General features: G+C 68.1%; 11 protein-coding genes. 2 read left to right on the top strand and 9 right to left on the bottom strand.

What is annotated here, in order from left to right; translation table 11 throughout:
* Positions 1–7: 7 nt before the first annotated feature.
* The 5 genes from GTY96_RS27205 to yedA all read right to left on the bottom strand — a co-directional run bounded on the left by GTY96_RS27205 (position 8) and on the right by yedA (position 9,783).
* The gene (locus GTY96_RS27205) at positions 8–3,814 is read right to left on the bottom strand and encodes a DNA methyltransferase (protein ID WP_235685894.1); all 3,807 of its coding nucleotides are present in this window, start codon (positions 3,812–3,814) and stop codon (positions 8–10) included.
* A 119-nt stretch (positions 3,815–3,933) separates the two neighbouring features.
* On the bottom strand, positions 3,934–7,149 hold the full coding sequence (drmD, locus tag GTY96_RS27200) for a DISARM system SNF2-like helicase DrmD (protein WP_161666246.1): 3,216 nt from the start codon (positions 7,147–7,149) through the stop codon (positions 3,934–3,936).
* Positions 7,150–7,187: 38 nt separating this feature from the next.
* Positions 7,188–8,024, bottom strand: a complete 837-nt coding sequence (locus tag GTY96_RS27195; protein WP_328701023.1) for a type VI immunity family protein — start codon at positions 8,022–8,024, stop codon at positions 7,188–7,190.
* A gap of 65 nt (positions 8,025–8,089) precedes the next feature.
* Positions 8,090–8,893 (bottom strand): hypothetical protein, encoded by an 804-nt coding sequence (locus GTY96_RS27190; RefSeq protein ID WP_161666244.1) that lies wholly within the window; start codon positions 8,891–8,893, stop codon positions 8,090–8,092.
* Positions 8,890–9,783: a drug/metabolite exporter YedA gene (gene yedA, locus GTY96_RS27185; protein WP_255442288.1), complete on the bottom strand. Its 894-nt coding sequence runs from the start codon at positions 9,781–9,783 to the stop codon at positions 8,890–8,892. The genes GTY96_RS27190 and yedA overlap by 4 nt, the downstream gene beginning before the upstream one ends.
* A 204-nt stretch (positions 9,784–9,987) precedes the next feature.
* Here yedA and hrcA point away from each other — a divergent pair, with 204 nt between their 5' ends.
* Positions 9,988–11,019: a heat-inducible transcriptional repressor HrcA gene (gene hrcA / locus GTY96_RS27180; RefSeq protein ID WP_143902840.1), complete on the top strand. Its 1,032-nt coding sequence runs from the start codon at positions 9,988–9,990 to the stop codon at positions 11,017–11,019.
* Here hrcA and GTY96_RS27175 read toward each other — a convergent pair.
* Positions 10,979–11,965, bottom strand: coding sequence for a lipid kinase (locus GTY96_RS27175; RefSeq protein WP_161666272.1), 987 nt, complete (start codon positions 11,963–11,965; stop codon positions 10,979–10,981). The genes hrcA and GTY96_RS27175 overlap by 41 nt on opposite strands.
* A 276-nt stretch (positions 11,966–12,241) precedes the next feature.
* Here GTY96_RS27175 and GTY96_RS27170 point away from each other — a divergent pair, with 276 nt between their 5' ends.
* Complete coding sequence (locus GTY96_RS27170; protein ID WP_161666243.1) at positions 12,242–12,691, top strand: transcriptional regulator; 450 nt, start codon at positions 12,242–12,244, stop codon at positions 12,689–12,691.
* 64 nt (positions 12,692–12,755) lie between these two features.
* Here GTY96_RS27170 and GTY96_RS27165 read toward each other — a convergent pair whose 3' ends face one another.
* The 3 genes from GTY96_RS27165 to GTY96_RS27155 all read right to left on the bottom strand — a co-directional run bounded on the left by GTY96_RS27165 (position 12,756) and on the right by GTY96_RS27155 (position 14,766).
* The gene (locus tag GTY96_RS27165; RefSeq protein ID WP_143902836.1) at positions 12,756–13,469 is read right to left on the bottom strand and encodes an HAD family hydrolase; all 714 of its coding nucleotides are present in this window, start codon (positions 13,467–13,469) and stop codon (positions 12,756–12,758) included.
* Positions 13,470–13,515: 46 nt separating this feature from the next.
* Positions 13,516–14,334 carry a hypothetical protein gene (locus GTY96_RS27160; protein ID WP_161666242.1) on the bottom strand — a complete coding sequence of 273 codons (819 nt, stop codon included), beginning with the start codon at positions 14,332–14,334 and terminating at the stop codon, positions 13,516–13,518.
* 84 nt (positions 14,335–14,418) lie between these two features.
* Positions 14,419–14,766: a hypothetical protein gene (locus GTY96_RS27155; RefSeq protein ID WP_143902832.1), complete on the bottom strand. Its 348-nt coding sequence runs from the start codon at positions 14,764–14,766 to the stop codon at positions 14,419–14,421.
* Positions 14,767–14,918 lie beyond the last annotated feature (152 nt).

Here is a 14,918-nt window from a genome sequence, read left to right as displayed (position 1 = left end):
GGAGGGCTCACGCGGTTTGGGTGCGGGGCTTCGCCGTACGACGCGAGCCGGGATGGGCTTCCTCGTGGGCACGGCGCTCGTTCAGGTCGAAGAGGCGGTCGAGGACGTCGTCCTCGAAGGCTTCGAGCTGCGAGGCGGTGGCGCCGCAGTAGGGAGGTGCGTGGAGGTCCTTCCAGCCGTAGGCATCCAGAACGGCCTGGTCGACGGTCTCGTGCAGCTCCCGCAGCCGCTGGGTCGCGGAGTCGGTGACGGACTTGTCCTTGAGGCGGTTGTACGTCGTCGTCAGTCCGATGCCGTGGGCCTGCATGTACTGGCTGCGCTCGAAGTGGAGCCGTGCTCCCACCGCGTCGAGCCGCGAGATGTGCGACTCGTCGGGGAAGGGGAAGGTTTCAAAGCAGTCGCTGGGGGCGTAACGGAGGTCGTTACGCATGGAGGAGGACAGCAGCCGGGCCCAGACCTCATGTACACGGGATTGCAGAACCGTCAGCCAGTGGTCCTGCTCCACGGGGATGACGACAACACCCTCGCTGAAGACCGTGGAGGTCTGCTGCCAAGAGAACATCAAATGCTTGGAGACGCGCGAGATGGCGAGGCAGCGGGAGATGGGATGCAGTGCATTATAGAGAGCGGGTGTGTATCGCCCGTATTGCCACCAGTACGACTTTCGGCGCTTGCCATCAGTGTTGTCTTTCAGATTGAGGCGTTCCGGCTTCACCAACTCCTTCACGATGCGAAGAAGGTCAGGCCATTGCTCTGCTGTCTTTAATTCCATCTGCCCGAAGTTGATGACATGTCTTTCAAGTCCCGGGGTCGGGTCGGAGTTGATCTCCTCGCCGCCGACGTAACGAAAGATGCGTTCTGTGTTCTTGCGCGACTTCGCAATCAAGGCCGAACGCTGCTCGGGGCTGAGCACGAACCCCATGCCAAGGACGATACTGCCTTGGAAGCTCTTGCCCGCGTTGGCGGCGAGCGCCACGGGGTCCGCGCGCTCAGGCTTTCCCCTCAGTCGCGAGTTGAGGTGCTTCACGCGCTGGCCATCCAGCCGAGGCTCCAGTGCCAGCTCGGAGACATGGCCCTTGGCCAGATGCACCACGGACACGGAGACGTTGGCTCCAGCCACGGGCCACTTCATGGAGCGCACGGCGTCATACAGGTGGCCGTTGTGGTCCACCAGGTACTTCAGTCCCGTGGCCCGCGTGTCCCCCTGCGCGATGGTGTTGGTGGCGATGAAGCCGAAGCTGCCGTGCTCGCCCAGCAGATGGAACGCGCGGCGGAAGAAGTGCGAAGCGAGATCCGCGTTGCCATGCGCCCCCTCATGCACCGCCTGGAGCCACGGCAGGTAGTTCGCTCCCCCGGCGTCGATGATGGAGTTCTTCCCAGCGAAGGGGGGATTCCCGACGAAGCCATCCATCCACGCCGCCTTGTTGGGCTGCTCGTTGTCGAGCGGATCCGGACGACTCCCGTGGAATACCTCCGGGAACTCCAGCGGCCAGTGGAACGTCCATGACGGCGCGGAGAACGCCGCGATGGAGGCTGGCATCGGAGGGGGAACGCCCTGCTTGGCCTTAGACAGCCACGCTCCGATCAAGTCGAGCCTGCGGACGCGCTCCCTCTCCCGCTCCTTGTCTGACCCATGCGCGAAGAACGCCCCCACGCATGCATTGGCGATCTGCTTGACGTCCTTGAGCGCCGCATCCGCGTCACGGAGAAGCCCTTCCTTCATCCGGCCGGGATCCAGGTCGAGCTGCATCGGCTTGTGTTCGGGCCCCTCCAGGTCGAGCGCGAGCTGGAGGATCTCCGCGCGCTTCTCCAGTCCTCGAGTCAGCGCCTTCCGGATGACCTCCCAGGACAGCTCGGATTGCTTCTGGCTGCGCGGGTCCCAATGGAACGCACGAAGTTGTTCCAGGTCGAGTCCGACCAGCGAATCCCCGCACTTGAGTGCATGGTCCAGGAACGTGAAGGGCTCACTCTTCGCCAGCGTCACGAGCCACAGCGACAGCTTCGCGAGGCTCACCGCCCAGGGATTCTTGTCCACGCCGTACAGGCACCGCTGTGCCACCAGCCGCCGCGCTCGCATCACCTCATCCTCGTGCTTGTCGCGCTTCAGCACGCCCTCGCGCGTCCATGCGGCGATGACCTGGTCCGCGAGGAAGCGGCAGGACTCCACGAGGAAGGCCCCTGACCCCATGGCTGGGTCGCAGATCTTCAGGTTGAGGAGTCGCTCCGATGAAGGCTCGGGTCCCATCGTCCTGAGAAGTGGGTCGAGCGCCCGCCGGACGATGGGCGCGGAGAGACTCCGGGGCGTGTAGTGACTGCTGGTCCGCCGCCGCTCGTCGCCGGGTTGGAGCACGAACTGGGACGGCCGACGCATCTCCGTACCCTTCGCGCGGTACGGCTCCAGAGCGGCCAGGACCTGCTCCGCTGTATTCGACTGTTCCAGCACCCTCGCCAGGGCCTTCACCGCCTTCGCTTCGAGTCCGGCCTCCTCCAGCCAGGCTGCGCGCCGCTTCGCGGGTTGGGCCAGCACCTCGTCCGAGGAGACCCAGACCTTCCAGGGCCTGAGACAGAGTCCGACGCCAGTCAGCCGCTTCACGTGGAAGCCCATCAGCCCCTCGTACACGGAGCCGATCTGCTCCACGTCGAGCGACCTGAAGCTCAGTCGCTGCCCATCCAGGAAGATGAGCCTCTCGAGGACCTGATGGACGGTCCCGTCATCGATGGATGGCGCGGGCGAGTCCGCGCGCGAATCGTCGATACTTCCGCCTCCCAGGAAGGGAAAGGCCTCGGGATGGAAGAGCTGGCCCCTCCGGGGAGGCATCCGCAGCTTGTCGTGGGAAGCGCCAAGGTAGATGCACCGGAAGAGCGCCAGCAGTCGTGGCCACGCACCGAACCGTCGGTTCATCGCGTCGGGGTACTGGTTGGCGTCTTGGACCAGTTGCTCATGGAGCGCCTTCGCTGACAGGTCTTCGCGGTAAGGCTCCTGGTCCACGGGAAGCAGGCCCCGGTCCTCCGCGTAGAGGATGAAGACGAGCCGGAGGAGCGTGGAGAGCAGGCCGCCGTAGACGTGATCCTCCCCCCGCGAGAACGCCTCATCCAGGGCCCGGGAGCCATCGCGCTCCGCGGCGGCCTCGAAGCCGGCGAGGAGAATGCCCAGCGCTTCGAGTACCTGACCCGCGAGCGCCTCGGTCACATCCGCCTGACGGCGGCGCGACTGTTCCAGGAGCGCGGGAAGCTGATGCTCGGGCAGCACTCCAAAGAGGCGGCGCGCGTGCAGGAGCATCACCATCGCATCGAACAGCGGGCGGCCGCTGGAGGTGACGAGGTCCTTGAACCGGAAGGTGAGATGCCCCGAGGTTTCGCCGTGGGGCGCGTAGAGCAGGCGTACGGAGTCGCCGTTGAACAGCAGCCCGATAGGGACCCGGGCGGCGCGCAGCAGGCGGTCGAACTTCGCGGTCGGTTCGTAGAACCACGCGCCCGTCATGTCCTCCTTCTTGTCCAGGTCGAGTCCTGGCGGTAGCTCCCAGGTCAGGAGCACGAAGCCTTCCGCGGCCCTGCTGATGGGCGTGGAGTCATCCGGCAGTCCTTCTGGCCTTGCTGGAGGAGGACCGCGCCGCCGCAGGCCCCGTGTGGGTCTGAGCGTCTGTTGTCCCTCCGCGATGTCGAGCCGGAGGTCCTCCGGAAACTCCGTGACGAAGTCGTCCCCGGTGTAACCCAGCACCTCCCCTAGGAAGCGCGGGACATCGGTCACCCGGGGCGACTCACGGCCGGCCAGGAGGGTGAACCGCGACTGGGCGGACACCGGGAGGCGTTGCATGCACTGCGCGTCCTCGAGGACTGGGACTGAAACCACCAATCCTTCGATGGGTTGCGCCATTCCAAGCCATGTCTGGTGGAAGCGGCGCTCGAGCTCTCCTCCATGCCCCAGAGCGATGCTCATCGCGCCACCGGCCAGAGATAGACCATCCCCACGGGGACCACGCGGGCGACCTGTACGGCGTAGAGGGTCTTCAATGATTGGGGTTGCTCGACGAGTTCCTTCTTGAGGGCCGTCAGTCGTTGCTCAAGGTGGACCTTGTCACGTCGCCATTGGTCCTGTTCCTCGCGCCCGCCGAGCTTGAGCTCGAGCTGCGCGCTCAGGGCTTCCTGGATTGTCTCCTGCTGCGTCAGGAGGATTTGCGTCAGCGCCTTCGACTCGGCCGTCCCACGTGCCGCCAGCTTCTTGCGCGCATCCTGCTCCCGCTGCGATGCCTGCTCCTCGACGAAGGACCAGAGCTTCGCGAAGTCGGAGGATGCGCTGGCCAGAAGCCGCGCCTGGATCGACCGCGGCATGGAGGAGAGCGCGGGTGCCTCGGCCAGGGTTGTTTCGAGTTGTTCGATGGCCTTGCGGTCCGCCTCGTCCGCGAAGGGCTTCAAGTGACCCTTGCCGCCCCCGTCCAGCCACTTCGCCGAGACCGATACCACCTCGTCATGCAGTCGCGCGGCGCCAGCCCCGAAGAGCGAAAGCCGTCCGAAGATGATGACGCGCGCCACCGAGTCGCGCTTGCTCCGGACCACCGTGATCCGGCTCAGGTCATTCGCGGAGAACCCCTGCGCGAGGAACCGCTGGAGCACGCGCTGAACGATGGGATGGGACAGATGGAGGTGGGCGAGCTTGCTGGAGACCCCAGGAGGCGCTTCGAAGACAACGGGCGAGAGGGGGCGTTCGCGCCACTCCCACGGAGCTTCGTCCCTCTCTCGCCGGGGACGGATGGCGTCGAGGGTCGTGTTCCATGAAGGGGGAAGGGCAGGGACCTTCCACGCCTCCAGCGTCCTGCCTTCCTCCGTGACCTCCGCTCGTTCCATCCGGCCGGCGCCCGCGAGTTCGAAACCCACGTCCAACGCATCGCGAAGCAGGGCAGGGTCGAAGTCCATCACCTCTCGACTGCGTTCACGGAGCTCGCCAATGGCATCCAGTTCCTTGCGCAGCGATTGGAGCGTCCGCTGCGATTCAAGCTCTCGCTTCGTCACCTCGGTGCGCGAGGAGGTCGCGGCCCGTGAGACGCTCTCCAGCGTGCCCTGCGTGATGCCCTGGGCGAGGGCATCATGCATCTGGTCCATCAGCACGCTGCCCAGGCTGCCCAACTCGCGGACGATGGTGTCCACCTTGCGAGCCACGGTGTCGAGCACCGCGTCCTCGGCCCGCTGGGCGTAGACGAAGTAGCCACACCGGACCACGGGCTCGGGTTGCAGGGCACGGTCGATGCGACCGTTGCGCTGCTCCATGCGCGAGGGGTTCCATGGGACGTCGAAGTGGAAGAGGTCCGCGCAGTGGCCCTGCAGGTTGATCCCTTCGCGAGCCGCGTCGGTCGCCAGCAGGAAGCGCACGGGGAACTCGTCCAAGGGGCCGTTGAAAGCAGCCTGGACCTCCGCGCGCTTCGCGTCATCGAGCCCACCCGTCAACGTGAGGATCCGTTCATCCCCCCGTTGGGTTCCCTCGAAGGCAGCGGTGAGCTGTTCCTTGAGGTAGCGAAGGGTGTCTCCGTACTCCGTGAAGAGGATGACCCGGCGGGGCTTCCACGCGGCGCCCCGGGTGAGCGGACACTGGTGTTCGCGAACCCAGTGGAGCAGGGCTCGAAGCTTGGCGTCTCGTGCGGTGCGGTGCCGTGCGCTCAGCTTCAGCATCTCGTCCAGGAGCTGCCGGGCCTGGACACTGGCGGAGAGTCCCTGGCTGTCCTCACGCACGGCCTCATCGAGCGCCAGTTCGAGCGACTCATCCGTCTCCCCGTGCTCCTCGGATTCGGAGGGTGCGTCGCCAGTGAGTGAGCCGCCGTCGGGGGCCAGTCCGACCGCGCCAGAAGCAGCCGCGTGTACGGAGAGCGTGCGGTGGAAGGCTTCGATGCTGGAGAGGAGCCGCTTCTGGAGGTTGATGAAGACGAGGCAGCTCTTCTTCGTGGTAGGCGCCAGGAGCTGCGTGTAACGCGCGAGCTTCTGGGAGAGTTCCAACTCAACGGGGGACCCCTCGCCCAGGTCGACAGTGTGTTCGACGGTCTTCCCGTCTGGGCCGAGCCACTCAGCGCCCCAGCGGCCCCCAGTATGGGCAAGCCGAACGCCTACGACCTGGCGTTCGGGGTACCGCTGCGCGCTGCCAAGGGCCCGCAGGTCGCTTTTCAACCGGCGCACCATCACCGGGGCGAGCTGCGACTCCCTGACACGGGTGCCGCGCGTGAAGCGCTGGGGGTCGAGCATCTCCAGCAGCGCGGAGAAGCTGTTGGAGTGTCCGTTGTGGGGCGTGGCGGAGAGGAACAGCCGGTGTTCAAAGCGCTCCGCCAGCGAGCGGATGCTCTGGGTCGTCTCCGTGTCGACGGCGTAGCGGTTGGCGGACGCGGGGGCGACGACGTGCGCCTCGTCGAGCACCAGCATCGACTTGTGGGGCCCCTTCTCCTCCAGCAGCGTCTTCAGTGGCTCGAAGTACTCGCTGCGGCGGAGCGTCTGGTACGACACGATGAAGCGCGAGTGAGTGCTCCAGACCGGGACCTGGAAGCCTCGCTCCTGACGGCGACGTGAGACGAACTCGCCGTTGAAGATCTCGAAGCGCAGGCCGAAGCGCTTCTCCATCTCATCGCGCCACTGGAGCGTCACGGATGCCGGGCAGACGATAAGGACGCGGTCCACGCGCTGGCGGAGGATCAGCTCCTGCATCACCAGCCCGGCCTCGATGGTCTTTCCCAGGCCTACGTCGTCGGCGATGAAGAGGTTGACCCGTGGAAGCTCGAGCGCCTTTCTGAGCGGCGTGAGTTGATGGTCGAGCAGGTGGATGCCGGCGCGGAATGGAGCCTGGAAGAGCCGGGCGTCGGTGGCCGTGACGGAGCTCCACTTGAGCGCATGCAGGTAGGCCGCGAAGTGGCGGGGTTCGTCGATGCGCTGAGGCGTTCCCAGTCCTGACTGTTCAGGACGGATGACCCGCGGGGCGAGCTCTCGCTCCCACAGGACAGACAGGGGCCGGCCCTGTGCGTCGTCATCGAGACATGTGAGCCGGACGAGGGTGTGTTGCTCCCGGACATCCGAAGGAGCCACGACCTCGTTGACCAGATACTGGCGGTGTCGGACCTGCGCGATATCACCGGCGCAGGGAATGGGAGCGGTGGGCACGCCAAACACGGTGCTGGTCAATCGTAGACACTGCCATTCCTCGGGAGAGGTATTGCGGACTACGGGCAGAGCCGCTTGTGCCACTGATTCATGAGGCGCTCAAATCCGTTGAGGTCCCCCGTGTATTCGAAAAGGCAAGGACTCAGCAGGGAGGCCAATGCGCGGTACGGGGAAGGAACGGCTGCCTTCTCGGTGTCGATGGCGTCAGGCCATTCACCCAGGGTGATCAGCAGGCGTTCGTCTTCCAGGGGCAGCAGGGAGGTATCTGGCAGCGCCTGCCGCAGTGCTTCGACGCCGCCGAGCTGTCCCAGCAGCGGTTGGCCCAGGAACGTGAGCCAGTAGGCCCCCAGTGCGTGGGTGCCGATGACCGAGCTGAATTCACGGGTGTGGTAGGCATCCAGCCCCAGGTAGCGAGCCATGAGCGCCTCGATGGCGCTCCAGTCGCCCATGCCAAACAAGCCTTGGGGGGAGATGATGGCTGGGCTCGCGTAGCCGAAGCTGAAGGGCAGTTCACGTGCCAGCTCAAGCGCGAGGGTTCTCAGATGCGCCGTGCCGCGCTCCACCAGGTACTCGGTGGGAAACGTGAACGACACCGAGGTGATCGGATCCTTGAAGACGGGGTCGTTGATCCGTCGCCCGTAATACTCAAAGTGGTAGCTGCCGGCCTCACTGGGGCTCTCCCACAGCTCAATGGCCCCAACGCCATTCCAAGGTGACTCAAGCAGATGCTGCCGGACGTTCTCCCATCCGGTGTCATCGAGCGGGGCCATCTCCCCCTCTTCGGAGACATACCAACCCAATGCTCCAGGCGGGATGGCGCGGAGATAGGTCCGCAGGGCTCGCCAGATGGCGGGTGCGACCTCTTCGGGAGGACGATGCACGAAGAAGGAGACCACGACGCCGTCACGTGCCGCGAGCCATCCACCCCTGGCCTGAAGTCGGATGCTAGGAAGGCCTTCCCTCATGGCGTCCTCACTCCCGTCGCAGGCGAGATGAGCAGCGCGGGTCCGCCCAAGGCATCCTTGTAGACCTCACCCTGGTTCTTGCCGAAATGGGGGCTGCTGGGGCCATAGGGCGCCCACTGTGGCAGGTTGGTCTGAGGGCAGGGGAACTTGAAGTCCAGGATGAGCGCGGCCTTGAGCAGGTCGCGGTCCGCATGGAGCACGAGGTCCGGCTTGATGGTTCCGCGGAGCTCATCGGTGCAACCGTCGGCGATGAGCCGCGCCTCCTCCCGCCGGCTGACGGTCTCCACCATCCGTGCGTTCGGATAGTAGCGGTAGCGTTGCTCGATGCTGAAGGGCGCGGGCCACAGCGCCTTCAACGCCTCCTCGGCGCACTGGAGCGCGAGCACATGCTTCTGTTTCCCCAGATGCATGGCCCGGGTGATGGGATTGCCGCAGGCGTCATGCTCCACCACCTCGCCGCACTCCTGTCGCGTCGGAGGACGGTCGCGGAAGAAGCGCGCGTTGCCAAGCCGCTCGGCCTGGACGGCGCATGCCGCGAGGCGCTCCTCGAGCTCGTCCACCGCATGCTCGTGCTGCATCAACGCGAGCACGGCCGGGGGAATGTACCGGACCAGGGTGGACGCCACGGCGCGGGTCGCGGCCTGCGCGGAGGCCTGCTCCGCCACGTACGCCGCATACCGGGCTCGCGCGGCCGTGTCCGAATCGACGAAGCCCAGCTCCCCGTGCCTGGACGTCCGCGAGCTCCCGGCGCACGCCGTGAGCAGCGCCCCCGTCACGCACAGGAGCGCGAGCCGGCTCACCGCTTCCCGCGCGCCAACAGCATCACCGCGACCAGGATGGCGCTCATCGCCCCCAGCGTGAGCGGCCCCAGCGTCTCTCCCGCGAACACCACGCCCAGCAGCACCGCCACCGCCGGGTTCACGTACGCGTAGCTCGTCGCCAGCGCCGGCCTCGCGTGCCGCAACAGATAGCCATACGCGCTGAACGCCACCAGCGAGCCGAAGATCACCAGATACAGGAACGAGGCCACCGCGAGCCGGGGCACCGCGTCCGACATCCGCTCCCCCAGCGCGAAGCTCACCCCCAACATCATCACGCCCGCGCTCAACATCTGCGTCGCTGGCGTCATCAGCCCCGAGGGCATCGGCAGCCGCCGGCTCCACACCGACCCGAACGCCCAGCTCATCGGCGCCACCAGCAACGCCAGCGCCGCCGCGCCGCCGCCGCCCATGTCTCCGCTGAGGTTGAGCAGCACCACGCCCGCGAACCCCAACACCAGCCCCGCCAGCTCCGCGCGGCCCGGCCGCTGCCCGAACGCCACCCCGAAGATGGCCATCCACAACGGCATGCTCCCCACCACCAGCGCCGCCACGCCGGACGGCACCCCCAGGTTCTGCGCGAACGCGATGCCGCCGTTGCCCACCACCAGCAACAGGAAGCCCGTGGCCGCCCCCGCGCCCCACTGCCGCGCCCCAGGCCCCGGCTGGCCCTTGAGCCGCAACCCCGCGAACAGCACCCCGCCCGCCATCAGGAAGCGCAACCCGGCCATCCTGAACGGCGGAAACCCCGTCAGGGCGAACCGCATCGCCAGGTAGGTCGACCCCCAGATGACGTAGAGCGAAAAGAGGCTGAACAGCATCCACCCCCGGTGGGGAGCGGGCTCGGCGACTTCGACGGTGGCGGTGGTCACGGCGGGCGGACTTCTAACCCCCGCTCCGCCCCGGGGCGATGTGCGCTTTGCCGCACCCTCCTCGGTCCCGGGGGCCAGTCCCCCGCCTGCCTGCCCTCCCAAACAGCCCCGCCGGATTGAATGCCCGGAGCGTCCCTTTTAGAATTCTACAGGAAGCGTGGATGCCCGAAGCCCGGGCCCATGGTTTCCGGAGCGTGAGCGGGAATGCCCGACGAGCTGGGTGAGCGCGAGAAGGAAGTCCTCCGGGCCGTGGTGCAGGAGTACATCACCACGGGCGGTCCGGTCGGCAGTCAGCACCTGACGCGCCGCGGAGAGTTCGAGGTCTCCTCCGCGACCATGCGCAACGTGCTCGCCGACCTGGAGGCCCTGGGCTTCCTGGAGAAGCCCCACACCTCCGCGGGGCGCGTGCCCACCGACCGAGGCTACCGCTTCTACGTGGACACCCTGGTGAAGCTGCGCGACCCCGCCCCCCGCGATCGCGAGCTCATCCACGCCGGGCTCGTCCATGAGTCCAGCCTGGACGACATCCTGTCGGAGGCCAGCCGCGTCCTGCACTCGCTCACGCGCCACGCGGGCGTGGTCCTCACGCCCCGCCCCGACGCCGCCGTGTTCCAGCGCATCGAGTTCCTGCGCCTGCGCGAGAACCGCGTGCTCGCCATCCTGGTGGGCCAGAACGGCCAGGTGCACAACAAGGCCCTCACCGTGGACTTCCCGGTGACGTCCGACGAGCTCGTCAAGGCCAGCAACTACCTCTCCGAGCTCCTCCACCAGGTGCCGCTGGAGGAGGCGCGCGAGCGCATCCGCGCGGAGATGGACCAGGACCAGGCCCTCTACAACGCCCTCACCGCCAAGGCCCTCCGGCTGGGCGCCGCCGCCACCGACCTCCAGACGCCGGAGCGCGTGCTCATCGAAGGCACCGGCTCCTTCCTGGAGCAGCCGGAGTTCGCGGACGTGGAGCGCATCCGCGCCCTGTTCCGCGCCCTGGATGAGAAGCACAAGCTGCTGCACCTGCTGGACCGCGTGCAGCGCACCAAGGAGATGCACGTCTTCATCGGCGCGGAGAGCGAGTTCTCCGCCGCCGGCGACGTCACCGTCATCGCCAGCCCCTACGGCACGGCGGAGGCGGTGCTGGGCACGGTGGGCGTCATCGGGCCCACGCGCATGGACTACCGGCGCGTGATTCCCCTGGTGAACTTCACCGCCCAGGTGCTCTCCAGCGTGCTGGAGAAGGTGTAGCGCCCTCCAGCGGCCGGGGCGCGTAGACGCGCAGCGCCCCGGGGGCCACCTCGAAGCGCACGGGCGTCATGCCCACGTTCTCCCCGTCCGCGTTCACCTCCATGGGCGGCCGCGTCTCCACCACGAGCCGGGCCGTGTGCAGGTGCACGACGGACGCGTGCTCCAGGTGCCCGCCGCTGCGCATGCCCAGCGCCACGCGCGCCAGCGTGGCCACGTCGTGCAGGTGGCCCAGGCCGGTGCGCTCGCCGCCGTCCGCCGCCGACGGCGCGGTGACGGCGTAGACGTGCAACTGGCGGTCGTCCAGCGTGGCGTCCGGCGCCACCATGTTGCCCGCGCCGTGGTAGCGGCCGTTGCCCACGACGAGCTGGAGCGCGTCCACCTCCAGCGTCCGGGTGTCCGCCTGGAGCCGGACGTGGAAGGGCTGCAGCGTGTGCATCTCCACGGCGGCGGCCACCGGGTAGGCCAGCTTGCCCGCGCGCTGCTTCAGCTCCCGCGTCAGCCGCTTCGCGATGGCGGTGGTGAGCCCCAGGCTGGCGGCGTTGAGGAAGGGCCTCCCGTTGACGAGCCCCACGTCCACCCGCGCCGTGTAGCCGCCGGCGATGACGCCGCACGCGGCCTCCAGCGTGTCCGGGATGCCCAGCGAGCGAGCGAAGTCGTTGCCGGTGCCCAGGGGCACCACGCCCAGCGTCACGTCGCGGCCCATCAGCGCCTGCGCCGCGCAGCTGATGGTGCCGTCGCCTCCTCCCACGAGCACGCGGCGGGCACCCGAAGCGATGGCCTCCCCGACCACCGCGCGCAGGCGCCTGGGCCGGGTCAGCGCGTGCGCGGCGAGGAGGGGAATGCCGTGGGCGGCGAGCAGCTCGCGGGCGCTCTCGAAGGCCTCGCGCCCGGAGCGGGAGCGGGTATTCACCACCAGGACCGCGGGCCCCTCGTCCAGGTGGCGCATGCGCGGCGGTGCGTTGAGTGCGGGTTCCACGAGGGAAGCCTCGGCTTTCTGTGCGGCGCCTCCAACCTGCGCACGAGGGCGCTCCAGCACCAGCGGCCCCCATGCGAAAAGGGCAGGGGCTCTGTCCATTCCCCACCCTGGCGGTGCGGGAGCTTCCGTGGGTGGACAGGGGTAGGGCGCTGGCGGGTTCTCTGCCTGGGTTGGCGTGTTCACCTTCCCGGTGACGCGGCTCCGTGCCACGGACCCGCGCCGGAACGCATTCCAGGAGGGTGATGCATGGCACGAGGGAGCAAGACCCGGTACTCGGCGAAGCAGAAGCGCATGGCCGGGAAGATCGAGCAGGGCTACGAGGCGAGGGGCACCGGCGAGAAGACGGCGGAGGCTCGCGCGTGGGCCACCGTCAACAAGCTCACCGGGGGCGGCCTGAAGGGGGGCTCCGGCAGCAAGGCGAAGGCGGCCCGTCGCCGTCCCTCGGCCCGCAAGGCCGCGCGCAAGGCCACTCGCGTGGCCAGCAAGCGCCGCGTGGCCACCGCGAAGAAGAGCGCTGTCTCCCGCCGCAAGGCCGCGCCCAGCCGGGCCCGGCGCACCACCACCGGACGCAAGGCCACGTCGCGCACCGGCACCGCGGGCAAGCGCTCCACGGCCCGCAAGAGCACCGCGCGCCGCGCGCCCGTGCGCAAGAGCCCGTCCCGTTCGCGTTCCAAGCGCGGCGGTTCGCGCCGGTAGCGGTGGCGTGAAGGCGGGCACCGGTGGCCACGGGCTCGTGGCCGCCGTCACCCCGGAGCGCGCGTCAGCGCGACTCCTCGTCCTTGGGCGTATCCCTCGGCGCCGCGTCCCACGGCCAACCCTCGGGGTCCTGCTCCAGGCGGTGCAGGAGGTCCGTGGGGTCCTTCACCAGGGTGCGGCAGCCGGCCGTGCGCAGGTCCTCCGCGCGGAAGCCGCCGCACAGCACGCCCACCGCCGCCAGGTGCAGCTTGCCGGCCGCCAGCGCGTCGAAGGGCGTGTCGCCCACCATCACCACCGTGGCGGGGGCCGGCTTGCCCAGCTTCGCGAGCGCCACCTCGAGGAGGTCCGGGTGCGGCTTGCTCTTGTCGGCCTCGTCCTTGTTCGTCTTCGTCTCGAACAGGCCGTCGATGCCGCACAGCTCCACGTAGCGCTTGAGCTCGTCGTCCTTCGCGCTGGAGGCCAGGGCCACCTTGCGGCCGCGCTTGCGCAGCTGCTGGAACAGCTCCTTCACGCGCGGGAAGGGGCGCACCTTGGGCAGGAACTCGCGCTTGAAGAGCGCGGAGCGGTACTCCTCCAGGTCCTTGCCGAAGCGCTCCAGCTCCTCGTCGTTGAAGAAGACCGGGAGCAGCTGATCCGCGCCCTTGCCAATCTGGCTGCGCACGTGGGCGAACGGGATGTCCCGGCCGAACTCGATGAACGACCGGCGCCAGGCCTCGGCGTGCTCGTCCACGGAGTCCATCAGCGTTCCATCGACGTCGAAGATGACGTTCTCGACCATGCGCGGCAACCTCCGCCGTCCAAGGTGGCGATGGGCCGCGAGACGGTCAACCGCCCGCGGGTGGATTCGGTCCACTCTCCTGCGCTTCGCTGTCCACGAGTGTCCGGGTCTGCACGCTGTATCCGTCCGGGGCGCTGGGCGTGAACGCGTCGTTGGGCAGCGCGGCCTTCAGGTCCACCTTCGACAGCGCCGTCTCTCCCTGCTTCACGCCGCCCACCCAGCGCGACAGCCGGCGCGGCACGCACAGCCCCAGCGCCGCGTCGCAGTGCTCCTCCTCCATGCGCACCTCCGCCTGCGTGCCGTCCGGCGCGCGCGTGCGCTTGGCCAGGAAGTCCAGGGCGGGCCAGCGCAGCACGTACGTCACCTCCACGCCCGCGCCCGCCTCGCCCTCCAGCGTCATGGACAGCTCCACGGCCTCCTTCGCCTGGGGCAGGTCCGTCACGCGGCGGGCCTTCGTGCTGCGCAGGAGCAGCGGCGCGCGGAAGCCATCCGGCACGAAGGGGGTGAAGACCTCGGTGAGGAACGCGGACAGCTTCTGCGCGGAGACCTGGGAGTTGAAGGTCGTGAACTGCCTGCTCGCGTCCACCTGTTCGTACAGGTGCTTGCCGTCCCACGACACCGTGCGGGCCCGCGGCGCGGACACCGTGCCGCGCATCTTCTGGGGCGCGCGGTACGCGAAGGTGAAGCCCGCGGACGCGGTGTCCCCTTCCGTCTGCGTCCCCTCCAGCTGGTAGTTCACGAGCTTCGCGTCACGCGCGGCCAGCTGCTCGCGCACGCGGGCCATCCGCTGCGCGTCGTCTCCGCTCCCCGAAGAGGAACGGCACGCGACGAGGCACACGAGGGACAGCAGCAGGAGGGCGCGCATGGTGAAGGACCTCTTTCAAAATGGAAAAGGCCCCACTGTTCCCAGGGGGGCCTTCGGACTGCCTCGGTGAGGAGGCAGCAGGGACTACTTCACCGCCACGCCGGTCGCGGAGGAGCTGGTGACGCCGATGATGGTGCCGAACAGGGCGAAGATGCCGTGACGGGGCGTGGTGTTCGCCGTCTTCAGGTCCACCTTGGAGGCGCCCATGGCCTTCGCCTCGGTGATGAGGAGCTTGTTGACCACGGTGTCCAGGTCGCTCTGCACGATGTCGATGATGTGGAAGATCGCGGTCAGGCCCAGCGAGCTCCCCTGGATGACGGCCACGGCCTCGCCGTTGGCGGCGATCTCGGAACCGGAGACAACGGCGGACTCAACGCTGGTGCAGCCCACGAGGGAGGCAGCGGCAACGGCGGACAGGATGAGCTTCTTCATGGTTTTCTCCCCAACTGACGGTGGCTTGGATGGTGACCGGGCGACCTGAACGGACGCTCAGTCGTTAGAAGGAACCTCAAGCGGCGCGGTTCGTAGCAGAAGTCAACTTCAAGTCAAGGACCCGGGTCTGGGTAATCCGAGTTGTGTTTTAC

Source organism: Corallococcus silvisoli (assembly GCF_009909145.1).
Lineage (GTDB): Bacteria > Myxococcota > Myxococcia > Myxococcales > Myxococcaceae > Corallococcus > Corallococcus silvisoli.
Note: the sequence above shows the minus strand (reverse complement) of the source record. Positions and strands in the feature narration are given on the sequence as shown.